The sequence below is a fragment of the Gluconacetobacter diazotrophicus PA1 5 genome (assembly GCF_000021325.1).
In the GTDB taxonomy this organism is placed as follows: Bacteria; Pseudomonadota; Alphaproteobacteria; order Acetobacterales; family Acetobacteraceae; genus Gluconacetobacter; species Gluconacetobacter diazotrophicus.
Map to the genome: position 1 here is coordinate 3,249,689 of NC_011365.1, position 21,492 is coordinate 3,271,180.

Annotated in this window: 35 protein-coding genes; all 35 read left to right on the forward strand. The window is 64.2% G+C overall.

Features of this window, described 5'->3' with window-relative positions:
• The first annotated feature begins 191 nt into the window (after positions 1-191).
• The 35 genes from rpsL to GDIA_RS18840 all read left to right on the forward strand — a co-directional run bounded on the left by rpsL (position 192) and on the right by GDIA_RS18840 (position 21,483).
• Entirely contained in the window at positions 192-563 is a 372-nt protein-coding gene (gene rpsL / locus GDIA_RS14855) for a 30S ribosomal protein S12 (RefSeq protein ID WP_003621118.1), read from the forward strand.
• A gap of 15 nt (positions 564-578) precedes the next feature.
• A complete protein-coding gene (gene rpsG / locus GDIA_RS14860; RefSeq protein ID WP_012227965.1) occupies positions 579-1,055 on the forward strand; it encodes a 30S ribosomal protein S7 in 477 nt (158 codons plus the stop codon).
• A 94-nt stretch (positions 1,056-1,149) separates the two neighbouring features.
• The gene (tuf, locus tag GDIA_RS14865; protein WP_012227963.1) at positions 1,150-2,340 is read left to right on the forward strand and encodes an elongation factor Tu; all 1,191 of its coding nucleotides are present in this window, start codon (positions 1,150-1,152) and stop codon (positions 2,338-2,340) included.
• A 107-nt stretch (positions 2,341-2,447) separates the two neighbouring features.
• The gene (gene rpsJ / locus GDIA_RS14870; RefSeq protein ID WP_012227960.1) at positions 2,448-2,756 is read left to right on the forward strand and encodes a 30S ribosomal protein S10; all 309 of its coding nucleotides are present in this window, start codon (positions 2,448-2,450) and stop codon (positions 2,754-2,756) included.
• 10 nt (positions 2,757-2,766) lie between these two features.
• Positions 2,767-3,450, forward strand: a complete 684-nt coding sequence (rplC, locus tag GDIA_RS14875; protein WP_012227958.1) for a 50S ribosomal protein L3 — start codon at positions 2,767-2,769, stop codon at positions 3,448-3,450.
• Between the two features lie 12 nt (positions 3,451-3,462).
• Positions 3,463-4,077, forward strand: coding sequence for a 50S ribosomal protein L4 (gene rplD / locus GDIA_RS14880; RefSeq protein ID WP_012227956.1), 615 nt, complete (start codon positions 3,463-3,465; stop codon positions 4,075-4,077).
• A gap of 35 nt (positions 4,078-4,112) precedes the next feature.
• Positions 4,113-4,409, forward strand: coding sequence for a 50S ribosomal protein L23 (locus tag GDIA_RS14885; protein ID WP_012227954.1), 297 nt, complete (start codon positions 4,113-4,115; stop codon positions 4,407-4,409).
• Positions 4,410-4,426: 17 nt separating this feature from the next.
• Positions 4,427-5,257: a 50S ribosomal protein L2 gene (rplB, locus tag GDIA_RS14890; protein ID WP_012227952.1), complete on the forward strand. Its 831-nt coding sequence runs from the start codon at positions 4,427-4,429 to the stop codon at positions 5,255-5,257.
• Positions 5,258-5,269: 12 nt separating this feature from the next.
• Complete coding sequence (gene rpsS, locus GDIA_RS14895; protein ID WP_012227950.1) at positions 5,270-5,548, forward strand: 30S ribosomal protein S19; 279 nt, start codon at positions 5,270-5,272, stop codon at positions 5,546-5,548.
• A 1-nt stretch (position 5,549) separates the two neighbouring features.
• The gene (gene rplV, locus GDIA_RS14900) at positions 5,550-5,954 is read left to right on the forward strand and encodes a 50S ribosomal protein L22 (protein WP_012227949.1); all 405 of its coding nucleotides are present in this window, start codon (positions 5,550-5,552) and stop codon (positions 5,952-5,954) included.
• A 2-nt stretch (positions 5,955-5,956) separates the two neighbouring features.
• Positions 5,957-6,634 (forward strand): 30S ribosomal protein S3, encoded by a 678-nt coding sequence (gene rpsC, locus GDIA_RS14905; RefSeq protein WP_012227948.1) that lies wholly within the window; start codon positions 5,957-5,959, stop codon positions 6,632-6,634.
• A gap of 57 nt (positions 6,635-6,691) precedes the next feature.
• The gene (gene rplP, locus GDIA_RS14910; RefSeq protein WP_012227947.1) at positions 6,692-7,108 is read left to right on the forward strand and encodes a 50S ribosomal protein L16; all 417 of its coding nucleotides are present in this window, start codon (positions 6,692-6,694) and stop codon (positions 7,106-7,108) included.
• 1 nt (position 7,109) lies between these two features.
• A complete protein-coding gene (rpmC, locus tag GDIA_RS14915) occupies positions 7,110-7,349 on the forward strand; it encodes a 50S ribosomal protein L29 (RefSeq protein WP_012554689.1) in 240 nt (79 codons plus the stop codon).
• A 13-nt stretch (positions 7,350-7,362) separates the two neighbouring features.
• Positions 7,363-7,641, forward strand: a complete 279-nt coding sequence (gene rpsQ / locus GDIA_RS14920; RefSeq protein WP_012554690.1) for a 30S ribosomal protein S17 — start codon at positions 7,363-7,365, stop codon at positions 7,639-7,641.
• Between the two features lie 14 nt (positions 7,642-7,655).
• Positions 7,656-8,024: a 50S ribosomal protein L14 gene (gene rplN, locus GDIA_RS14925; protein ID WP_007399629.1), complete on the forward strand. Its 369-nt coding sequence runs from the start codon at positions 7,656-7,658 to the stop codon at positions 8,022-8,024.
• On the forward strand, positions 8,024-8,344 hold the full coding sequence (gene rplX / locus GDIA_RS14930; RefSeq protein WP_012554691.1) for a 50S ribosomal protein L24: 321 nt from the start codon (positions 8,024-8,026) through the stop codon (positions 8,342-8,344). Before rplN ends, rplX begins: the two co-directional genes overlap by 1 nt.
• A gap of 10 nt (positions 8,345-8,354) precedes the next feature.
• A complete protein-coding gene (gene rplE / locus GDIA_RS14935; protein WP_012227940.1) occupies positions 8,355-8,924 on the forward strand; it encodes a 50S ribosomal protein L5 in 570 nt (189 codons plus the stop codon).
• A 104-nt stretch (positions 8,925-9,028) separates the two neighbouring features.
• Positions 9,029-9,334, forward strand: a complete 306-nt coding sequence (gene rpsN, locus GDIA_RS14940; protein ID WP_012554692.1) for a 30S ribosomal protein S14 — start codon at positions 9,029-9,031, stop codon at positions 9,332-9,334.
• Between the two features lie 12 nt (positions 9,335-9,346).
• Positions 9,347-9,745 (forward strand): 30S ribosomal protein S8, encoded by a 399-nt coding sequence (gene rpsH, locus GDIA_RS14945; protein WP_012227937.1) that lies wholly within the window; start codon positions 9,347-9,349, stop codon positions 9,743-9,745.
• 10 nt (positions 9,746-9,755) lie between these two features.
• A complete protein-coding gene (gene rplF / locus GDIA_RS14950; RefSeq protein ID WP_012227935.1) occupies positions 9,756-10,289 on the forward strand; it encodes a 50S ribosomal protein L6 in 534 nt (177 codons plus the stop codon).
• Positions 10,289-10,651, forward strand: coding sequence for a 50S ribosomal protein L18 (rplR, locus tag GDIA_RS14955; RefSeq protein ID WP_012227933.1), 363 nt, complete (start codon positions 10,289-10,291; stop codon positions 10,649-10,651). Before rplF ends, rplR begins: the two co-directional genes overlap by 1 nt.
• A gap of 15 nt (positions 10,652-10,666) precedes the next feature.
• On the forward strand, positions 10,667-11,245 hold the full coding sequence (gene rpsE / locus GDIA_RS14960; protein WP_012227931.1) for a 30S ribosomal protein S5: 579 nt from the start codon (positions 10,667-10,669) through the stop codon (positions 11,243-11,245).
• Positions 11,238-11,423, forward strand: a complete 186-nt coding sequence (rpmD, locus tag GDIA_RS14965) for a 50S ribosomal protein L30 (RefSeq protein WP_012227929.1) — start codon at positions 11,238-11,240, stop codon at positions 11,421-11,423. The genes rpsE and rpmD overlap by 8 nt, the downstream gene beginning before the upstream one ends.
• 1 nt (position 11,424) lies before the next feature.
• Positions 11,425-11,913: a 50S ribosomal protein L15 gene (gene rplO / locus GDIA_RS14970; RefSeq protein ID WP_012227927.1), complete on the forward strand. Its 489-nt coding sequence runs from the start codon at positions 11,425-11,427 to the stop codon at positions 11,911-11,913.
• Positions 11,914-12,111: 198 nt separating this feature from the next.
• Positions 12,112-13,458 carry a preprotein translocase subunit SecY gene (secY, locus tag GDIA_RS14975; RefSeq protein WP_012227925.1) on the forward strand — a complete coding sequence of 449 codons (1,347 nt, stop codon included), beginning with the start codon at positions 12,112-12,114 and terminating at the stop codon, positions 13,456-13,458.
• Complete coding sequence (locus GDIA_RS14980; protein ID WP_012227923.1) at positions 13,455-14,114, forward strand: adenylate kinase; 660 nt, start codon at positions 13,455-13,457, stop codon at positions 14,112-14,114. The genes secY and GDIA_RS14980 overlap by 4 nt, the downstream gene beginning before the upstream one ends.
• Before the next feature lie 226 nt (positions 14,115-14,340).
• The gene (gene rpsM, locus GDIA_RS14985; protein ID WP_012227921.1) at positions 14,341-14,718 is read left to right on the forward strand and encodes a 30S ribosomal protein S13; all 378 of its coding nucleotides are present in this window, start codon (positions 14,341-14,343) and stop codon (positions 14,716-14,718) included.
• A 90-nt stretch (positions 14,719-14,808) separates the two neighbouring features.
• Positions 14,809-15,201 carry a 30S ribosomal protein S11 gene (gene rpsK, locus GDIA_RS14990; protein WP_012554693.1) on the forward strand — a complete coding sequence of 131 codons (393 nt, stop codon included), beginning with the start codon at positions 14,809-14,811 and terminating at the stop codon, positions 15,199-15,201.
• Between the two features lie 121 nt (positions 15,202-15,322).
• Positions 15,323-16,342, forward strand: coding sequence for a DNA-directed RNA polymerase subunit alpha (locus GDIA_RS14995; RefSeq protein ID WP_012227917.1), 1,020 nt, complete (start codon positions 15,323-15,325; stop codon positions 16,340-16,342).
• A 24-nt stretch (positions 16,343-16,366) separates the two neighbouring features.
• Positions 16,367-16,792 carry a 50S ribosomal protein L17 gene (gene rplQ, locus GDIA_RS15000; RefSeq protein WP_012227915.1) on the forward strand — a complete coding sequence of 142 codons (426 nt, stop codon included), beginning with the start codon at positions 16,367-16,369 and terminating at the stop codon, positions 16,790-16,792.
• A 166-nt stretch (positions 16,793-16,958) separates the two neighbouring features.
• Positions 16,959-18,029, forward strand: coding sequence for a dTDP-glucose 4,6-dehydratase (rfbB, locus tag GDIA_RS15005; protein WP_012554694.1), 1,071 nt, complete (start codon positions 16,959-16,961; stop codon positions 18,027-18,029).
• The gene (gene rfbA, locus GDIA_RS15010) at positions 18,026-18,922 is read left to right on the forward strand and encodes a glucose-1-phosphate thymidylyltransferase RfbA (protein ID WP_012227911.1); all 897 of its coding nucleotides are present in this window, start codon (positions 18,026-18,028) and stop codon (positions 18,920-18,922) included. The genes rfbB and rfbA overlap by 4 nt, the downstream gene beginning before the upstream one ends.
• 5 nt (positions 18,923-18,927) lie before the next feature.
• Complete coding sequence (gene rfbC, locus GDIA_RS15015) at positions 18,928-19,479, forward strand: dTDP-4-dehydrorhamnose 3,5-epimerase (RefSeq protein ID WP_012227909.1); 552 nt, start codon at positions 18,928-18,930, stop codon at positions 19,477-19,479.
• Positions 19,479-20,372 (forward strand): dTDP-4-dehydrorhamnose reductase, encoded by an 894-nt coding sequence (rfbD, locus tag GDIA_RS15020; RefSeq protein WP_012227908.1) that lies wholly within the window; start codon positions 19,479-19,481, stop codon positions 20,370-20,372. Before rfbC ends, rfbD begins: the two co-directional genes overlap by 1 nt.
• 205 nt (positions 20,373-20,577) lie before the next feature.
• Positions 20,578-21,483, forward strand: a complete 906-nt coding sequence (locus GDIA_RS18840) for a glycosyltransferase family 2 protein (protein WP_231854141.1) — start codon at positions 20,578-20,580, stop codon at positions 21,481-21,483.
• The last annotated feature ends 9 nt before the right edge of the window (positions 21,484-21,492 follow it).

The following is a 21,492-nucleotide window of genomic DNA, read 5'->3' on the forward strand; positions in this document are numbered from 1 at the left end:
CAGGACGTCGTTGGCCGTCGAATGCAGCATGCAGGCATGCGGTGCCGTAACCCCCAGAGGGTTGCCAAGGCCGGATGTGAATATGATGCCCAGGCGAATGATTCTCATTCGGTGGGATTTTGTTGTGAACGACAGTCGGCAGCCCGATATGCGGTTGGCCGGCCGAAATTTGTAAGGATCGGGAAAGGCGTATGCCGACCATCAACCAGCTGATCGCCAAAGGCCGCGAGCCCGCAGCCAAGCGCAATAAGGTGCCTGCCCTTCAGGGTTGCCCGCAGAAGCGTGGTGTCTGCACCCGCGTCTACACAACCACACCGAAGAAGCCGAACTCGGCCCTGCGTAAGGTTGCCAAGGTGCGTCTGACGAACGGCTATGAGGTCGTCAGCTACATCCCGGGTGAAGGCCACAACCTGCAGGAGCACAGTGTGGTCCTGATCCGCGGCGGTCGCGTCAAGGATCTTCCGGGCGTGCGCTATCACATCCTGCGTGGCGTTCTGGATACCCAGGGTATCGCCAAGCGTCGTCAGCGTCGCTCGCTCTATGGCGCGAAGCGTCCGAAGTAAAAGGAATAACCAGGCATGAGTCGCCGTCACCGCGCAGTGAAGCGCGAGATTCTTCCCGATCCGAAATTTGGTGATGTCGTCATCACGCGCTTCATGAATGCGCTCATGTACGACGGCAAGAAGTCCACCGCCGAAGGCATCGTCTACGGTGCGCTCGAGGTGCTGCGCCGCCGTGGTGGTGCGTCCGCCGATCCCGTCGTGATGTTCCACAGCGCGCTGGACAACGTGAAGCCGGCCGTCGAGGTCCGCTCGCGTCGCGTCGGCGGTGCCACCTACCAGGTGCCCGTCGAAGTCCGGACCGAGCGCCGTCAGGCCCTGGCGATCCGCTGGCTGATCGACGCCTCGCGCAAGCGTGGCGAGAACACGATGCAGGAACGCCTGTCGAACGAGCTTCTGGACGCGGTCAACAACCGTGGGTCCGCCGTCAAGAAGCGCGAAGACACGCATCGCATGGCCGAGGCGAACAAGGCGTTCAGTCATTACCGCTGGTAAGTAGCGCAGGTCCGGTCTAAAGACCGCCACGCTTCCGGTTAGGAACATTTCAACCCGACTCCCGGCCAGGTGGCCGAGGTAACGGAGATAGACGATGGCAAAGGCTAAATTCGAGCGGACGAAGCCGCACTGCAATATCGGCACGATCGGTCACGTCGATCATGGCAAGACGTCGCTGACCGCCGCGATCACCAAGACGCTGGCGAAGACCGGTGGCGCCACCTTCAAGGCGTACGACCAGATCGACGCGGCGCCGGAAGAGCGCGCCCGTGGCATCACGATCTCGACCGCCCACGTCGAGTACGAGACCGCGAAGCGCCACTACGCGCACGTCGACTGCCCCGGTCACGCCGACTACGTGAAGAACATGATCACGGGTGCCGCCCAGATGGACGGTGCGATCCTGGTCGTGTCCGCCGCCGACGGCCCGATGCCGCAGACCCGCGAGCACATCCTGCTGGCCCGCCAGGTCGGCGTCCCGGCCCTGGTCGTGTTCCTGAACAAGGTCGACCAGGTCGACGATCCGGAACTGCTCGAGCTGGTCGAGATGGAAGTGCGCGAGCTGCTGTCCGCGTACCAGTTCCCGGGCGACGATATCCCCATCATCAAGGGTTCGGCCCTGGTGACGCTGGAAGACGGTGACCCGGAAGTCGGCGAGAACCGCGTGCGCGACCTGATGGATGCGGTCGATGCCTACATCCCGCAGCCGGAGCGTCCGGTCGACCGTCCGTTCCTGATGCCGATCGAAGACGTGTTCTCGATCTCGGGCCGCGGCACCGTGGTGACCGGCCGTGTCGAGCGTGGCGTGGTGAACGTCGGTGACGAAATCGAAATCGTCGGCCTGCGCGCGACGCAGAAGACGACGGTGACGGGCGTCGAAATGTTCCGCAAGCTGCTGGATCGCGGCGAGGCCGGCGACAACATCGGCGCGCTGGTGCGTGGCACGAAGCGTGAGGACGTCGAGCGCGGTCAGGTCCTGGCGAAGCCGGGCTCCATCACCCCGCACACGAAGTTCAAGGCCGAGGCCTACATCCTGACGAAGGAAGAGGGCGGCCGTCACACGCCGTTCTTCACCAACTATCGTCCGCAGTTCTATTTCCGCACCACCGACGTCACCGGCGTCGTGCACCTGCCGGAAGGCACGGAAATGGTCATGCCGGGCGATAACATCGCCATGGATGTCGAGCTGATCGCTCCGATCGCCATGGACGAAGGCCTGCGCTTCGCGATCCGCGAAGGCGGCCGCACCGTCGGCGCCGGCGTGGTTGCTTCGATCACGGCCTGATCGGGTTCTTACCCAAGAAACTGGAGCCCCCGGCCGGAGCGATCTGGCCGGGGTCTCCTTTGGCGGCTCGGGTTCCCCCGAACCAGTAAAGTTGGACTGAACAGAAGATGGACAACCAGAACATCCGCATTCGCCTGAAGGCGTACGATCATCGGGTGCTCGACAACAGCACCAAAGAGATCGTCAACACGGCGAAGCGTACGGGTGCGCGGGTTCGGGGTCCTATCCCGCTGCCGACGCATATCGAAAAATTCACCGTCAACCGCTCTCCCCATGTGGACAAGAAAAGCCGCGAGCAGTTCGAAATTCGGACCCATCGCCGGCTGCTCGACATTGTCGAGCCGACCCCGCAGACCGTGGACGCTCTCATGAAGCTCGACCTCGCCGCCGGCGTGGATGTCGAGATCAAACTTTAAGGTCCAGACGATGCGCACCGGATTGATCGCAAAGAAGCTGGGCATGACCCGGCTGTTCAAGGAAGACGGCACCCACGTGCCCGTCACCGTCCTGCATGTCGATAACCTGCAGGTGGTGGATGTCCGTACCCAGGACCGCGACGGCTATACCGCCGTGCAGTTGGGCTTCGGCAACGCCAAGGTGAAGAATGTCTCCAAACCGAATCGCGGCCATTTTGCTCGCGTGAAGGTCGAACCCAAGAAGAAGCTGGCCGAGTTCCGCGTGGCGGACGATGCCGTGCTGGAAGCAGGCGCGACCCTGTCTGCCGCCCATTTCGTGGTCGGGCAGAAGGTCGACGTGACCTCCACCAGCAAGGGCAAGGGCTTTGCCGGCGCCATGAAGCGCTGGAACTTCGCGGGTCTCGAAGCCTCGCACGGCGTGTCCATCAGCCATCGTTCGCATGGCTCGACGGGTAACCGCCAGGATCCGGGCAAGACCTTCAAGAACAAGAAAATGGCCGGCCATCTGGGCTCCGAACGCGTGACCACCCTCAATCTCGAGGTGGCGGCGGTGGATGCCGAGAAGAATCTGCTCATGGTCCGCGGCTCCGTGCCCGGCGGCAAGAACGAGCTGGTTCTGGTTCGTGATGCGATCAAGAAGGCCCGTCATGCCGAGGCGCCGTATCCGGCGGCCCTGGTTGCGGCTGCGGGCTGAGGATAGAGGGCAATGGATTACGAAATCAAAACCCTCGACAACGGAAGCGCCGGCACGGCCGTCCTTCCGGACGAGATTTTCGGGGTGACGCCGCGGGCGGACATCATGGCGCGTGTCGTGCACTGGCAGCTGGCCAAGCGCCGCGCGGGCACGCACAAGGTCAAGGGGATGGGCGAAGTCTCCGGCACGACCAAGAAGCCGTACCGCCAGAAGGGCACCGGCAGCGCCCGCCAGGGTTCGCTGCGTGCGCCGCAGTACCGCACCGGTGGCGCCGTGCATGGCCCGGTCGTGCGCGACCATGGCTATGACCTGCCCAAGAAGGTGCGTCGCCTGGGCCTGATTTCCGCGCTGTCGCAGAAGGCGGCGGAAGGCAAGCTGGTGGTGCTGGACGCCGCGACCGCTTCGGGCCGCACGTCCGAGCTGGCGGCGAAGGTGAAGGCGCTGGGCTGGAAGTCCGCCCTGATCGTGGATGCCACGGTCGAGGAGAATTTCGGCCGCGCCGCGCGCAACCTGCCGAAGATCGATGCGCTGCCGACGATCGGCGCGAACGTCTATGACATCCTGAACCACGACGTGCTGGCGATCACCCGCGCCGGCGTCGAAGGCCTGAAGGAGCGCCTGGCATGACCAACGTGCTCGCAATCCGCAAGAAGGCGGAGCGCATGTCGCGCGAGGCGATGTATGACATCGTCCGCGCCCCCCTGATCACCGAGAAGGCGACCGCGCTTTCCGAGAAGAATCAGGTGGCGTTCAAGGTCGCGATCGACGCGACCAAGCCGGAGATCAAGGTCGCGGTGGAAACGCTGTTCGGCGTGAAGGTCCTGGGCGTGAACACGCTTGTCCAGAAGGGCAAGACGAAGCGCTTCAAGGGTCGCCCCGGCCAGCGTTCGGATGTGAAAAAGGCGTTTGTACAGCTTGCCGAGGGTCAGTCCATCGACCTGACCGCGAAGCTGGTCTGACGCGGGGTAGCAAGACAATGGCACTGAAGCACTTTAATCCGGTCACCCCCAGCCTGCGCGGAACGGTCCTGATCGACCGCAAGGAGCTCTGGAAGGGTAAGCCCGTCAAGGGGCTGACCGAAGGCAAGAACAAGTCGGGCGGCCGCAACAACCATGGGCGCACCACGTCGCGCTTCATCGGTGGCGGTCACAAGCAGTCCTATCGCTACGTCGATTTCAAGCGGCGGAAGTTCGATGTGGTCGGCACGGTCGAGCGTCTGGAATATGACCCGAACCGCACCGCCTTCATCGCGCTGGTGAAGTACGAGGACGGCGAGCTGGCCTACATCCTGGCGCCGCAGCGCCTGAAGGCCGGCGACCAGGTCGTGGCCGGTGCGCGCGTCGACATCAAGCCGGGCAATGCGATGCCGCTGTCGGCCATTCCGGTCGGCACGATCGTGCACAACATCGAGCTGAAGCAGGGTGCTGGCGGCAAGATGGCCCGGTCCGCCGGGACCTATGCCCAGCTGGTCGGCAAGGATTCCGGCTATGCGCAGATCAAGCTGCAGTCCGGCGAACTGCGCGTCGTCCGTGGCGAATGCATGGCGACCATCGGCGCGGTGTCCAACCCGGACAACATGAACCAGCACATGGGCAAGGCGGGTCGCAGCCGCTGGCTGGGTCGTCGCCCGCACAACCGCGGCGTCGTGATGAACCCGGTCGACCATCCGCATGGTGGTGGTGAAGGCCGCACCTCGGGCGGCCGTCATCCGGTCACGCCGTGGGGCAAGCCGACGAAGGGTTACAAGACCAGGGTCAACAAGCGTACGGACAGTCTGATTATCCGTCGCCGGAAGACCGGCAAGTAAGGGGCAAAGAAGATGGCACGTTCCGTCTGGAAGGGCCCGTTCGTGGACGGGTATCTACTGAACAAAGCCGATGCGTCGCGCGCGTCGGGCCGTAGCGAGGTGATCAAGATCTGGTCGCGTCGTTCGACAATCCTGCCGCAGTTCGTCGGTCTGACGTTCGGCGTCTATAACGGGCACAAGTTCCTGCCCGTTCAGGTGTCGGAAAACATGGTGGGTCATAAGTTCGGCGAGTTCTCGCCGACGCGGACCTTCACCGGTCATTCCTCGGACAAGAAGGCGAAGCGGGGCTGATATGAGCAAGCCTAAGCATCCCCGCACGCTTGCGGAGACCGAGGCGCAGGCCCTGACGCGGAATATCCGCGTCAGCCCGCGCAAGCTGAACCTGGTCGCCGGCCTGATCCGCAACAAGCCCGCGTCGCAGGCGGTGGCGATCCTGACGTTCTCGAAGCGCCGGATTGCTCAGGACGTCAGGAAGACGCTGGAGAGCGCGATCGCCAACGCCGAGAACAACCATCAGCTCGACGTCGACCAGCTGGTCGTCGTCCGGGCCGAGGTCGGCAAGTCGATCGTCATGCGCCGCTTCCACGCGCGTGGCCGTGGCCGTTCGTCGCGCATCGAGAAGTTCTTCAGCCATCTGAAGATCGTCGTGGCCGAGCGTGCGGCAGAGGCTGAGACAACCGAGCAGAAGGCGGCCTGATCATGGGACATAAAGTCAATCCGATCGGGCTGCGGCTCGGCATCAACCGCACCTGGGACAGCCGCTGGTATGCCGGCGCCGACTATTCGCGCCTGCTGCACGACGACCTGAAGCTGCGTGCGCACCTGCGCCGCAAGCTGTCGGGTGCCGGCGTGTCCCGCGTGGTGATCGAACGTCCGGCGAAGAAGCCCCGCGTGACGATCTACGCCGCCCGCCCGGGTGTCGTGATCGGCAAGAAGGGCCAGGACATCGACGTCCTGCGCAAGGATCTGACCCGCATGGCGAAGACCGACGTTGCGCTGAACATCGTCGAGATCCGCAAGCCCGAGATCGACGCGACCCTGGTTGCCGAAAACATCGCCCAGCAGCTGGAGCGCCGCGTGGCTTTCCGCCGTGCGATGAAGCGCGCCGTGCAGTCCGCGATGCGTCTGGGCGCCCAGGGCATCCGGATCAATTGCGGCGGCCGTCTGGGCGGCGCCGAGATCGCGCGCGTCGAATGGTATCGCGAGGGTCGGGTGCCGCTGCACACGCTGCGTGCGGACATCGATTACGGCGTGGCCACGGCGAAGACCACCTATGGCACCTGCGGTGTGAAGGTCTGGATCTTCAAGGGCGAGATCCTTGCCCACGACCCGCTGGCGCAGGATCGTCGCGCCGCCGAGCAGGCCCCGCAGCGCTAAGCTGGCGGGGACTTAGGACCGAGAAGGGCGCCAGGCGGCGCGTGAGGATTTAGAACAATGCTTTCTCCCAAGCGGACAAAGTACCGCAAGGCCCACAAGGGCCGCATTCATGGGCTGGCAAAAGGCGGAACGACACTGAATTTCGGTGCGTTCGGCCTGAAGGCCCTGGAGCCGGAGCGGGTGACCGCCCGGCAGATCGAGGCCTCTCGCCGGGCCATTACCCGCGCGATGAAACGTGCCGGTCGCGTCTGGATTCGGATCTTTCCCGATCTTCCGGTCTCGACAAAGCCCGCCGAAGTGCGTATGGGCTCCGGCAAGGGGTCGCCGGAATACTGGGTAGCCCGTGTCAAGCCGGGTCGTATCCTGTTCGAGATCGAAGGTGTTCCGCCGGAGCTGGCGCGTCAGGCGCTGGCCCTTGGTGCTGCGAAGCTGCCGATCAAGACCAAGTTCGTGACCCGCATCGGAGAGGCGTGAGATGGCAAAGGCAACAAAGCCGGCCGATCTGCGTGCCAAGACCGCTGAAGAACTGGAGGCGCTTCTCATCGACCTGAAGCGCGAGCAGTTCAACCTGCGGTTCCAGCGCGCGACCGGCCAGAATGAGGGACAGGCGCGTGTTCGCACGGTGCGTCGCGAGATCGCCCGCGTGAAGACGATAGCGTCCCAGGCGCTGAAGAAGAATGCCGCCGGCGCGGGTGCGCCGGCCGCGAAGTCCTGAAGGGAGACGGGCGATGCCGAGGCGCGTCCTGACCGGACGGGTGACCAGCGACAAGATGGACAAGACGGTCACCGTCCTTGTCGATCGTCGGGTCATCCATCCGCTGTATAAGAAGTTCATCCGGCGCTCCAAGAAGTATGCGGCGCATGATGAACTGAACGAGTGCAAGATTGGGGACATGGTGCGCATTGAAGAATGCAAGCCGATCTCCAAGCGCAAGACCTGGACCGTGGTCGTACGGAATGGTGCCCCGCTGGGCGCCGCCGACGTCGCGTCCGGCGCGCAGGCGTAAGAAGGGCATAGGCTATGATCCATCCCGAGACCAACCTGGACGTCGCCGATAATTCGGGTGCGCGTCAGGTGCAGTGCATCAAGGTGCTGGGCGGTTCCAAGCGGAAGACCGCCTCGGTCGGCGACGTGATCGTCGTGTCCGTCAAGGAAGCGATCCCCCGCGGCAAGGTCAAGAAGGGCGACGTTCACCAGGCGGTGATCGTGCGTACCTCCTACCCGGTGCGCCGCGCCGATGGCAGCGCCATCCGCTTCGACCGGAACGCCGCCGTCCTGATCAACAAGCAGCAGGAACCGATCGGCACCCGTATCTTTGGCCCGGTCGTCCGTGAACTGCGCGCGCGCAAGTTCATGAAGATCATTTCGCTGGCACCGGAGGTGCTGTGATGGCTGCGCGTATCAAGAAGGGCGACCAGGTCGTCGTGATCACGGGTTCGTCGAAGGGCAGCCGTGGTGAAGTGCTGTCGGTTCGGCCCGATGACAACAAGGCGGTTGTCCGTGGCGTCGCGATGGCCAAGCGCCATACGCGTCCGAACCGCATGGGTGAGCAGGGCGGCATCATCGAGAAGGAGATGCCGATCCACCTGTCGAACCTGAAGCTGGTCGATCCCAAGAGCGGCAAGCCGACGCGCGTCGGTTTCCGTATCCTGGAAGATGGCCGCAAGGTCCGCGTCGCCAAGGCGACCGGCGAAGTCGTCGAAGGCTGAGGAGGCGGGGATGTCTGAAGTGCAAGAGACCCGCTCGGTGCCGCGTCTGCAGAAGCGTTTTCAGGACGAGCTGCGCGCGAAGCTGCGCGAGGAGTTCGGTTACAAGAACGTGATGCAGGTTCCGCATCTCGAGAAGATCGTCATCAACATGGGCGTGGGTGAAGCCGCGGGCGACCAGAAGAAGCTGGATGCCGCCCTTGGCGAAATGACGCTGATCTCGGGCCAGAAGCCGGTCAAGACGGTTGCGAAGAAGGCGATCGCCGGCTTCAAGATCCGTGCCGGCCTGCCGATCGGCTGCAAGGTGACGCTGCGTCGCGCCCGGATGTACGAATTCCTGGACCGTCTGGTGACCATCGCGCTGCCGCGCGTCCGCGATTTCCGCGGCCTGCCCGGCAACAAGGGCTTCGACGGTCGTGGCAACTTCGCCATGGGCCTGAAGGAGCAGATCATCTTCCCGGAAATCGAGTACGACAAGGTCGACGATATCCGTGGGATGGACATCATCTTCGTCACCAGCGCGAAGACGGATGCGGAAGCGAAGGCTCTTCTGAAGGCGTTTGATCTGCCCTTCGCCGCCTGATTGCGGCGATTGGGGCTTCCGCCCAGAGGTCAGAAGACCTATTAGACACGTTGTTTGGAAAACCGTCGGGATGGCCCGACAGGTTCCGGAGGGTAGAACAAGGCATGGCCAAGATCTCCGCCGTTAACCGGAATGCCAAGCGTGCGCGCATGGCAGGCCGGGACAAGGCTAAGCGGATTGCGCTCAAGAACATCATCATGGACCGGACGCTTCCGGTCGAGGATCGGTTCGAGGCATCCATGAAACTCGCAGAGCTTCCCCGCAATGGATCGCGCGTTCGCGTGCGCCTGCGGTGCAAGCTGACCGGGCGCGCCCGCGCCAACTACAGGAAGTTCGAACTTTGCCGCGTGGCTCTGCGCGACCTGGCCTCCAGCGGTCAGATCCCGGGCATGGTCAAGTCGAGCTGGTAAGGGCGGGAAACGATGTCACTTTCTGATCCGTTGGGTGATATGCTCACCCGGATCCGCAACGCGCAGCGTGCGCGTCATGCGGCCTGTGTCGCGCCGGCGTCGAAGCTGCGCGCGAATGTGCTCGAGGCCCTGCGCCGCGAAGGCTATATCCGCGGCTATGCGCAGGAAGACCTGCGCAAGGGCGTGGCCCAGCTTCGTATCGAGCTGAAATATCTGGATGGCGAGCCGGTCATCAAGGAGATCCACCGGGTGTCGAAGCCCGGGCGCCGGGTCTACTCGAAGATCAAGGAACTGCCGCGGGTCTATGCCGGTCTCGGCGTGTCGATCCTGTCCACGCCCCGTGGCGTCCTGTCCGATGCGGAAGCCCGCGCTGCCAATGTTGGCGGCGAGGTCCTCTGCCGCGTGTTCTGAGGAGGGATACATGTCGCGTGTAGGCAAATATCCCGTCGAGGTTCCGTCGGGCGTTCAGGTGTCCATCGTCGATGGCATCTTCGTGGCCAAGGGCAAGCTGGGCGAGCTGAAGCTGCCGCTGTCGCAGCACATCGAAGCCGAGATCGCCGACAACAAGGTCTCGGTCCGTCCGGTCGGCACCGCCGCCCCGGCGCGGATGATGTGGGGCACGACGCGGGCCCTGGTGGCCAGCATGGTCAAGGGTGTGTCCGAGGGCTTCTCCAAGACCCTCGAAGTGACCGGCACCGGCTATCGTGCCGCGGTCCAGGGCAGCAACCTTGTCATGAACCTCGGTTATTCGCATGACATCGTCTATGCGATCCCCGCGGGCATCAAGATCACGACGCCGCGCCCGACCGCCATCGTGGTCGAGGGCGTGGACAAGCAGCGGGTCGGTCAGGTCGCTCTGGACATCCGCAGCTTCCGCAAGCCCGAGCCCTACAAGGGCAAGGGCGTCCGTTACGACACGGAGACCATCCGTCGCAAGGAAGGCAAGAAGAAGTAATGAGCACGCAGCAGGATCTGCGGGAGCGTCGGCGTCAGCGTCTGCGCTTCCAGCTTCGCCGCAAGGGCGGCGGGCGTCCGCGCCTGTCCGTGTTCCGGTCAGGCAAGAACATCTATGCCCAGGTGATCGACGATGTCGCCGGGCGTACGCTTGCCGCCGCTTCGAGCCTGGACAAGGCGCTGCGCGAGCAGTTGAAGACCGGCGCGGATTCCGACGCGGCTGTCGCGGTCGGCAAGCTGGTTGCCGAGCGCGCGGTGGCGGCGGGTGTGTCGCTGGTCGTCTTCGACCGCGGTTCGTATATGTATCATGGGCGTATCAAGGCCCTGGCGGAGGCTGCCCGCGAGGGCGGTCTCGCCTTCTAAGGAAAGGGGCACGCAATGGCACGTGAACCGAGAGAAGGCGGCCGGGGTGGCCGCGATCGTGAGCGCGAAGGCGACGATCTCGTCGACAAGCTGGTCACGATCAACCGTGTTGCGAAGGTCGTGAAGGGCGGCCGTCGCTTTGCTTTCGCCGCGCTGGTCGTGGTGGGGGACCAGAAGGGTCGCGTCGGCTACGGCGCCGGCAAGGCCCGCGAGGTGCCCGAGGCAATCCGCAAGGCGACCGACCGCGCCAAGCGCGCGATGATCCGCGTCCCGATGAAGGAGGGCCGTACCCTCCATCACGACGTCGCCGGTCATTTCGGCGCCGGCAAGGTGGTGCTGCGTTCGGCCGATGCCGGCACGGGCATCATCGCGGGCGGCCCGATGCGCGCGGTGTTCGAGAGCCTGGGCATCAATGACGTGGTCGCGAAGTCACTGGGGACCCGCAACCCGCATAACATGGTCAAGGCGACCTTCGCCGCGCTGGAGCGTTGCGCCAGCCCGCGCACGGTGGCCAACCGCCGTGGCAAGAAGGTGTCGGACATCCTGGGCCGCCGCGACGTGGCCGGAACCGGGGAGGCCGCCGCCGATGTCTGAGGCCAAGACGATCCGGGTCACCCAGGTGGCCTCGGGCAACGGTCGCAAGCCGGGTCAGCAGGCGACGCTGGTCGGGCTGGGCCTGAACAAGATCGGCCGCACCCGGGAACTGGAGGATACTCCTTCGGTTCGCGGCATGATCACCAAGGTGTCCCACCTCGTGAAGGTGGAGGGTTGAAATGAACCTGAACGAACTGCGCGATAACGCGGGCTCCCGCTATCGCAAGAAGCGTCTGGGTCGCGGCATCGGGTCCGGCAAGGGCAAGACGTCGGGCAAGGGCGTGAAGGGCCAGAAGGCGCGTGAGGGCGTGTCCCTCAACGGCTTCGAGGGTGGTCAGCTTCCGCTGTATCGCCGTCTGCCGAAGCGCGGCTTCAAGAACATCTTCCGCAAGGAATATGCTCCGGTGAACCTGGGCGCGCTGGACAAGGCCATCGCGGACGGCAAGATCGATGCCGGCACCGTGGTGACCGAGGACGTGCTGCGCACGGCCGGCCTGGTCGGGTCGGGCAAGTTCGCGGGCGTCCGCCTGCTGGCGAAGGGCGAGCTGGCCCGCGCGGTGACCATCGAGGTCTCCGGCGCGTCCGCGACCGCCGTTGCCGCGGTCGAGAAGGCCGGCGGCAGCGTCCGGACCAAGGCGGCGCGCGACGAGGCCCAGGCTCCGGCCTGAGGGCTGCGGCGGAACACGATTCGGGGTGGGGCGCCGGTCCGGCGCCCCCCTTCCGATCGGGATATTGCCGCCCCTTGGGTGTCCTCTCCGGCCTTGTCTCTTGCGCCGGACCGAGGCGACACCCTACACTCTTTGCTGATGTGTCATGACAGCGTCCCGTTTCGTGCGGTGGCGCTGTTGTTGTGAAAGGACGGGCGCATGGCCTCCGCGGCCGAGCAGCTGGCTGCCAATATGAATTTCAGTTCCTTTGCCAACGCAACGGAACTGAAGAAGCGAATCTGGTTCACCCTCGGGGCGCTGATCGTCTACCGCCTGGGAACCTACATTCCCGTTCCCGGTGTCGATGCCACGGTCATGGGCCAGCTTCTGGCCCGCCACCAGGGCGGCATCCTGGGCATGTTCGACATGTTCACCGGCGGTGCGCTGGGGCGTATGACCGTGTTCGCGCTGAACATCATGCCCTATATCAGCGCCTCGATCATCGTGCAGCTGATGTCGGCGGCGCTTCCCTCGCTGGAAAACCTGAAGAAGGAAGGCGAGGCGGGACGGCGCAAGCTGAATGAATATACCCGCTACCTGACGGTCCTGATCGCGCTGTTCCAGGCCTACGGCATTGCCGTGGGGCTCGAGAACATGCACAGCGCCGCCGGGGCCGCGGTGGTGGCGCCGGGCATGTTCTTCATCGTCTCGTGCGTGGTGACGCTGCTGGGCGGCACGATGTTCCTGATGTGGCTGGGTGAGCAGATCACCTCGCGCGGGGTCGGGAACGGCATTTCGCTGATCATCTTCGCCGGTATCGTCGCCAACCTGCCCCATGCCCTGGCCAGCCTGTTTCAGCTTGGCTACACGGGCGCGCTGTCGCCGTTCTTCGTGCTGGTCTTCCTGGTCCTGGCCGCGATCACGATCGCCTTCATCGTCTTCATGGAACAGGCGCAGCGCCGCGTGGTGATCCAGTATCCCAAGCGGCAGGTCGGCCAGCGCATCTATGGCGGCGACTCGACGCACATGCCGCTGAAGGTGAATACGGCCGGGGTGATTCCGCCGATCTTCGCGTCGTCGGTGCTGCTGATCCCGGTGACGATCGCCGGCTTCATGAACAACGCGTCCATGCCGGGCTGGCTGTCGTTCCTGGGGCAGGAACTGGGGCAGGGGCAGCCGCTGTACATGCTGTTCTATGCGGGAATGATCATCTTCTTCTCGTATTTCTACGCCGCGGTGACCTTCAATCCGCAGGAAACCGCGGACAACCTGCGCAAGCAGGGGGGCTTCATCCCCGGCATCCGTCCCGGAGCGAACACGGCGGCCTATTTCGACCGGATCCTGACGCGGCTGACCAGCATCGGCGCCGCCTATCTGGTCGCGGTGTGCCTGCTGCCGCAGATCCTGATCAGCCACTATAATGTCCCGTTCTATTTCGGCGGCACCAGCCTGATCATCATCGTGTCGGTCACCATCGACACGGTGACGCAGATCCAGTCGCACCTGGTGGCGCACCAGTATCAGGGCCTGATGCGCAAGGCCCGTGGGAAAGGCAGGGCGCGGTGAACGTCATCTTTCTTGGCCCCCCCGGGGCCGGCAAGGGCACCCAGTCCAAGCGGCTGGAAGCCCGGTATGGAATTGCGCAGATCTCGACCGGCGACATGCTGCGGGCCGAGGTCGCGGCGGAAAGCGCGATCGGCAAGCAGGCCAGGGCGCTGATGGATGCCGGGCAACTGGTGCCCGATGACGTCATCGTCGCCATGCTCGAATCCCGGATCGCGCAGCCCGATTGCGCCAAGGGATTCATTCTGGACGGATTCCCGCGGACCCAGGGGCAGGCGGTAGCGCTCGATTCGATGCTGAAGCGTCGCGGAGCCCGAATCGACGTTGTCCTGTTTCTGGAAGTCGACGAGGAGGCGCTGGCGGACCGGATCGCCGGGCGTTTCACCTGCGCGACCTGCGGAGCGGGATATAACGACCTGTTCAAGAAGCCCAAGGTGGAGGGCACCTGCGACGTCTGCGGCGGCCACAGCTTCGTGCGCCGCGAGGACGACCGGCGTGAGACCGTCGCGGCCCGCCTGGTGGCCTATCGCAAGCAGACGGCCCCGATCCTGCCTTACTACGAGGCCGAGGGGCTGCTGCGCCGGATCGATGGCATGGCGGATATCGACACGGTGACGGCGAAGGTGTTCGAAATCATGGATGCGATCACGAAGAAGTGATCGTTATTCATTGACTCCAAAGGGCGCGCGGGTATATTGCGCGCCCTCAAGGTATCGGCTCCCGTGTCATGGGATACGGAGTGCCGAGAAAACGAATCCGATTGATGATGGGGTTGACCGGCGGTGCCGGCACGTTCACGACGCTCCGGCATGGCCGGTGGTGTGGAAAAGCCCCGGCGACGATCTTTAGGGCCCGTGCGATGCGGGTGGACGAGGAGTAAGTGGCGTGGCGCGTATTGCCGGCGTGAACATCCCAACCAACAAGCGGGTGACGATTGGCCTGCGTTATATCTATGGCATCGGCGAGACGAAGGCTGAGGAAATCTGCCGTCGTCTCGAGATCCCGGCCGAGCGCCGGGTCAACGAGCTGTCCGACGACGAGATCCTTAAGATCCGCGAACTGATCGACAGCGAGTATCGGGTCGAAGGCGATCTGCGTCGCGAAGTCGCGATGAACATCAAGCGTCTGATGGACCTGGGCTGCTACCGCGGCCTGCGCCATCGTCGCGGCCTGCCGGTTCGTGGTCAGCGGACCCACACCAACGCCCGCACCCGCAAGGGCAAGGCCGTTGCGATCGCCGGCAAGAAGAAGGCTACCCGCTAAGCGGCTTTCGCCGCATTCGCGGCCCGTGTCGGGTGCCCTCGCGGTACCGGGCGCGGGCCGCGTCTTTGAACAGACAGGACCAGGAAGACTATGGCGAAGGCTGCTGCTCCGCGTATTCGCAAGAAAGAGCGGAAGAACATTATCTCGGGGGTGGCGCATGTGCTCTCCACCTTCAACAACACGATGATCACGATCTCCGACGTGCAGGGCAATGCGATCGCGTGGTCTTCCGCTGGTGCCCAGGGCTTCAAGGGTTCGCGCAAGTCGACCCCGTACGCGGCCCAGGTCGCGGCCGAGGACGCCGGGCGCAAGGCGCGCGAGCATGGGATGGAGACGCTGGAGATCGAGGTGTCCGGTCCGGGGTCGGGGCGTGAGAGCGCGCTGCGTGCCCTGCAGGCCGTCGGCTTCTCGATCACCTCGATCCGCGACATGACGCCGGTGCCGCACAACGGCTGCCGCCCGCGCAAGCGTCGTCGCGTCTGATCTCCGGGTCCGAGTTCGTTTTCCGTCCGCGCTGTCGCGGACGGGGTTGATTGTCATCCGGGCGCCCGGTTACGCGGGTGCCGTCTGCCTTGGTGCAGATCAGTTTTGAAAGGCCATCACCTTGGTCCTCCAGAAAAACTGGCAATCTCTGATCAAGCCGGAGAAGCTGGAAGTCGAGCCGGGCGGAGAGCCGTTACGCACGGCGACCGTGGTGGCGGAGCCGCTGGAGCGCGGCTTCGGCATGACGCTCGGCAATGCCATCCGGCGCGTGCTGCTGTCCTCGCTGCAGGGCGCGGCGGTGACGGCGATCCAGATCGACGGCGTCCTGCACGAGTTCTCGTCCGTGGCCGGCGTCCGCGAGGACGTCACCGACATCGTGCTGAACGTCAAGCAGCTTGCCCTGCGGATGCATGGCGAGGGGCCGAAGCGCATGGTGCTGACGGCCACCGGGCCGGGTGAAGTGCGGGCGGGCCAGATCCAGACCGGGCATGATATCGAAGTCATGAATCCCGACCTGGTGATCTGCACGCTGGACGAGGGCGTGAAGTTCGGCATGGAATTCACCGTGAACCTGGGCAAGGGCTACGTCCCGGCGGCGGCGAACCGTCCCGAGGACGCGCCGATCGGCCTGATTCCGGTCGATGCCATCTATTCGCCGGTGCGTCGCGTGTCCTACAAGGTCGAGCCGACCCGCGTGGGCCAGGTGACCGATTATGACCGGCTGCTGCTGACGGTGGAAACCAACGGCGCGGTGACGCCCGAGGATGCGGTGGCCCTGGCCGCGCGTATCCTGCAGGACCAACTGCAGCTGTTCATCAATTTCGACGAGCCGCGTCCGGTCAGGACCGAAGAGCCGCAGGACGACCTGCCGTTCAACCGGAACCTGCTGCGCAAGGTCGACGAACTGGAACTGTCGGTCCGCAGCGCGAACTGCCTGAAGAACGACAACATCGTCTATATCGGCGACCTGGTGCAGAAGACCGAGCAGGAGATGCTGCGCACTCCGAACTTCGGTCGCAAGTCGCTGAACGAGATCAAGGAAGTCCTGACTTCAATGGGGCTGTCCCTTGGTATGAATGTGCCGGCCTGGCCGCCGGAAAATATCGAAGACCTGGCCAAGAGGCTCGACGAGCCGTTCTGACCGGAAAGACAGGAAGACTTCATCATGCGTCACGGTGTTGCCGGCCGGAAGCTCGGCGTTACCTCGTCCCATCGCGCTGCCATGTTCCGGAACATGGCGGTCGCCCTGATCAAGCACGAGCAGATCACGACCACCCTGCCCAAGGCGAAGGAACTTCGCCCGGTGGTGGAAAAGCTGATCACGCTCGGCAAGCGGGGTGACCTGCATGCGCGCCGTCAGGCCTATGCCCAGCTCCGTGACGATGTGATCGTCTCCAAGCTGTTCTCGGCGGTGGCCGACCGCTACAAGGCCCGCAATGGCGGCTATATCCGTGTCCTCAAGGCGGGCATCCGCCATGGCGACGCGGCCGACATGGCGGTGATCGAACTGGTCGATCGCGATGTCGCGGCCAAGGGCCAGGATAGCGGCCCCCGCCCCGAAGCGGCTGCCGAAGACAGCCTGGCGGCCTGATCGGCTGCCCTTCTGGCGAATCGAAAAGAAACCCGGCCTTGTGCCGGGTTTTTTCGTCTATGGGACGGAAAGGAAAAAAGCTGCCGAGCGGCGGAAGGCGGCGTAAACTGAATCTTTTCCAATTTCAGCGACTAATCGAAAAAAACGGCTGCATATGGGTAGGACAATGCGGATTCTTGTAACGGGTGGATGCGGGTTCATCGGCTCGGCAGTGGTGCGGCACATTATCGGCGGCACGGGCCATTCGGTGGTGAATGTCGATAGCCTGACCTATGCGGCGACGCTGGAGTCCACGGCCGAAATCTCCTCGGACCCACGCTATGTGCATGTCCGGGCGGATATCACCGACGGGGCGGCGATGCGGGCGGTGTTCGCGGCGCATCAGCCGGATGCGGTGATGCACCTGGCGGCCGAAAGCCATGTTGACCGGTCGATCGACGGGCCGGGCGTGTTCGTGCAGACCAACGTGGTCGGCACCTATACGCTGCTGGACACGGCGCGGGAGTACTGGTCGGGGCTGGATGCGGCGGGGCGGGCGGCATTCCGCTTCCACCACGTCTCGACCGACGAGGTCTTCGGCACGCTTCAGCCGGGGGATGCCCCCTTTACCGAAAGCACGCCCTACGACCCGCGCAGCCCCTATTCGGCGTCCAAGGCGGCGTCGGACCATCTGGTGCGGGCGTGGCAGCACACATACGGGCTGCCGACCTTCGTGACCAACACCACCAACAATTACGGTTTCTGGCATTTCCCGGAAAAGCTGATCCCGCTGGTGACGATCAACGCTATCGGCGGCCGCGCGCTGCCGGTCTATGGCGATGGCGCCAACATGCGCGACTGGCTGTTCGTCGACGACCATGCCGAGGCCCTGGTGCTGGCGGTCGAACGCGGCCAGCCGGGTGAGACCTACGCCATCGGCGCGCGCCAGCCGCGCAGCAATCTGGACGTCGTCCGGGCGATCTGCACGGTGCTGGACGATTTGCGGCCCGACCCGGCGGGCCCGCACGCGCGGCTGATCCGCTTCGTCACGGACCGGCCAGGCCACGATTTCCGCTACGAGATCGATCCCTCGCGGGCCGAGGCCGCGCTGGGCTGGCGCGCACGCCACGATTTCGAGACCGGAATCCGCCGGACGGTGCAGTGGTACCTGGACCATCAGGATTGGTGGACGGCATTGCAGGCCCGCCATGACAGCAATCGGCGGCTGGGCGTTACCCCGGCAGGAGCCGCAGCATGAATCCGCAGAAGATCGAGACCGCGATGAAGGGCATCCTGCTGGCCGGCGGGTCGGGCACGCGGCTGCACCCGATGACGCTGGCGACCAGCAAGCAACTGCTGCCGGTCTATGACAAGCCGATGATCTACTACCCGCTTTCGACGCTGATGCTGGCGGGCATCCGGGACATCATGATCATCTCGACGCCCGACGACCTGCCGCAGTTCCGCCGCCTGCTGGGCGACGGGACGCAGTATGGGGTGCGCTTCACCTATCGCGTCCAGCCTTCGCCGGACGGCATCGCCCAGGCTTTCCTGATCGCGGAGGACTGGCTGCAGGGCGCGGCCTGCGCGCTGGCGCTGGGCGACAACCTGATCTTCGCCGACCATCTGAGCGTGCTGCTGCAGGCGGCGGCGCGGCGCGATGTCGGCGCCACGGTGTTCGCCTACCAGGTGCAGGACCCCGAACGCTATGGCGTGGTAAGCTTCGACGCCGACGGCCGCGCCCGCGACCTGGTGGAAAAGCCCGCCCAGCCGACGTCGCGCTGGGCGGTGACGGGGCTGTATTTCTACGATTCCCGCGTCAGCGCCTTCGCCCGCGCGATCCGCCCCTCGGCCCGGGGCGAGCTGGAGATCACGGACCTGAACCGGATCTATCTGGAAGAAGGCTCGCTGCAGGTGGAAAAGCTGGGCCGGGGCTGCGCCTGGCTGGATGCCGGAGTACCCGACGCGCTGATGCAGGCCGGGATGTTCGTGCAGACCATCCAGTCCCGCCAGGGCATGCTGGTCGGATCGCCCGCCGAGGTCGCCTTCCGCATGGGATTCATCGACGCCGCGCAACTGCGCGCGATCGCCCAGACGGTGCACAAGACCGAACTGGGACGCCTGCTGCGCGACCTGGCGGACGGGAGATAGACAGCATGCAGATCGAACACCTTTCCATCCCCGACATCCTGCTGTTGACGCCGCGCCGCTTCGCGGATGAGCGGGGGTTCTTCTCCGAGACCTACAACCTGCGCACCATGGCCCAAGCTGGAATCGATGTGGCGTTCGTGCAGGACAATCACAGCTTGTCGCGCCAGCGTGGCGTGATTCGCGGCCTGCATTGCCAGTTGCCGCCCCACGCCCAGGGCAAGCTGGTGCGCTGCACGCGCGGCGCGATCTGGGACGTGGCGGTGGATGCGCGGCAGGGCTCGCCCAGCTTCGGCCGATGGGTCGCCGCCGAACTGAGCGAGGAAAACGGGTCGCAGCTCTGGATTCCGCCGGGATTCCTGCACGGGTTCTGCACCCTGACCGAGAATGCCGAGGTGCAGTATAAATGCACCGACCTGTGGGACCGCGACTGCGAACGCTCGGTGCGTTGGAATTCCCCGGACCTGGCCATCGCGTGGCCGGTGGCGCCCGAGGATGCCGTCCTGTCGGAGAAGGACGCCGCCGCGCCGGACTTTTCCACCGTGCGGGACTGGTTCTGATGGTGGGCTGCCCGATCCTGGTGATCGGCCGGTCCGGCCAGCTCGCCACCGCGCTGGGACGGTCCAACTCGCCCGGCCTGCACTGCCTCGGGCGCCCCGACCTCGATTTCGATCGGCCGGAGACGGTGGACACCGCGATCGCAGAGGCCGCGCCCGGCCTGGTCGTCAACGCTGCCGCCTGGACGGCGGTGGATGCGGCCGAGGACGACGTGGCGGGGGCCGAGCGTGCCAACCGAGACGGCCCGGCGCATCTGGCCCGGCTGTGCGCCGCGCGGGGCATCCCGCTGATCCATGTTTCGACCGATTACGTGTTCGACGGCACCAAGGGCGCGCCCTACGTCGAAACCGACCCGACCTCGCCCCGCACGGTCTATGGTCGCAGCAAGGCGGAAGGCGAGCAGGCGATCCTGGCGGTCCATGACCGCGCGATCATCCTGCGGACGGCGTGGGTCTATTCCCCATATGGGCGGAACTTCGTGCGGACCATGCTGAATGCGGGGGCGAAGAACCCGGTGCTGCGGGTGGTGGGCGACCAGCGGGGCAACCCGACCAGTGCCGACGACCTGGCCGGCGCTATCCTGTCCATTGCCGACACCATTGCCCGTGACGGCTGGCGGGATGCGTTCGCCGGGATCACTCATGCCGCCGGCAGCGGCGACACCACCTGGCACGGCCTGGCCGTCGCCGCATTGCAGGATGCGGCCCGCCTCGGCCGCCCGATGCCCGTCGTCGAAGCCATCACCACCGCCGACTGGCCGACCCCGGCCGCCCGGCCGCAGGATTCCCGCCTGGACTGCACGCGCCTGCATGACGTGTTCGGCGTCCGCCTGCCGCACTGGCGTGACAGTGTCGCGCGGACGGTCACCACATTGTTGGCCAACCCGGCGGCGTGAGCGATACGGCGTTTGTCCCGATAATCGAAACTGAATAGGGCGACATTGCCGTCCCCATGACGGCATGTCCGGCCGCGCTTCCTTACCGTCTGGTGTCAATGGGTGCCAGAATGGTGATGGACGTGCGTTCTTGCGTCTGGCTTATATGCGTCGGGAAAATTCCGCCCCCCTTCATTGTCGTTCCGAACGGACTCTCAGTACTCTTATGAATCACGAAATATGCGCTGTTGTGGTGACTTATAATTCCGACATCGCGGTATTTCGGGATGTGATGGCAGCTCTTCATGAGCAGGTTGGAAGAATCGTCGTCGTGGACAACCATTCGCGCAACGCTGCCGAGATTGGCGGCGTCGTTCGAAAAGGCCCGCATGAATTTCTGGAACTTTCGGAAAATATGGGGCTGGCCCACGCACAGAATGTCGGCATTTCCCATGGGATCGGGCAGGGTGCCAAATATATTTTGCTGATGGATCAGGATACGATCCTGCCCGAAGGCTCGGTGAACCATCTCCATGATATATGCGTAAAGCTGGAACATGAGGGTGTCTGGGTCGGTGCGGTAGCAAATGCGTATCGGGACACGCAGGACGGGCAGATAAATGCTATCTGGCGAGGGGATGGACGCAGGGTCGTTCGACAGCACGTCGATCCGGAAAAAGAAAAATTAGTGGAAGTTGATTTTCTGATTGCGTCCGGTTCACTAATTCCAGCCAGAATATTGCAAAAAATAGGATTGATGGACGAATCCCTATTTATAGACTTGGTCGATGTGGAATGGGGCCTGCGGGCGATGGCTCGCGGCTATCGGAGTTTTATAAGTTTCGAGAAAATCATGAGTCATTCCTTGGGGAATGGAAGAATAAATGTATTGGGTCGTGTAATATCATTGCACAGTCCGTTTAGAAATTACTACATGGTGAGGAATTCTATCATTTTAGCGCGAAGGAAATATATTCCCGTATCGTGGAGGATATATTTCTTAAGAAGGGTCATTCCATTTTTTGTCATATTTGGTTTTTTTGCTGATAGAAAAATGTCCAGAATTCGCTTTATGGTCCGAGGGGCCATGGACGGTGTGTTGAATCGGGGGGGCCGATCTCCTCTGAATTGAATGTTCAGG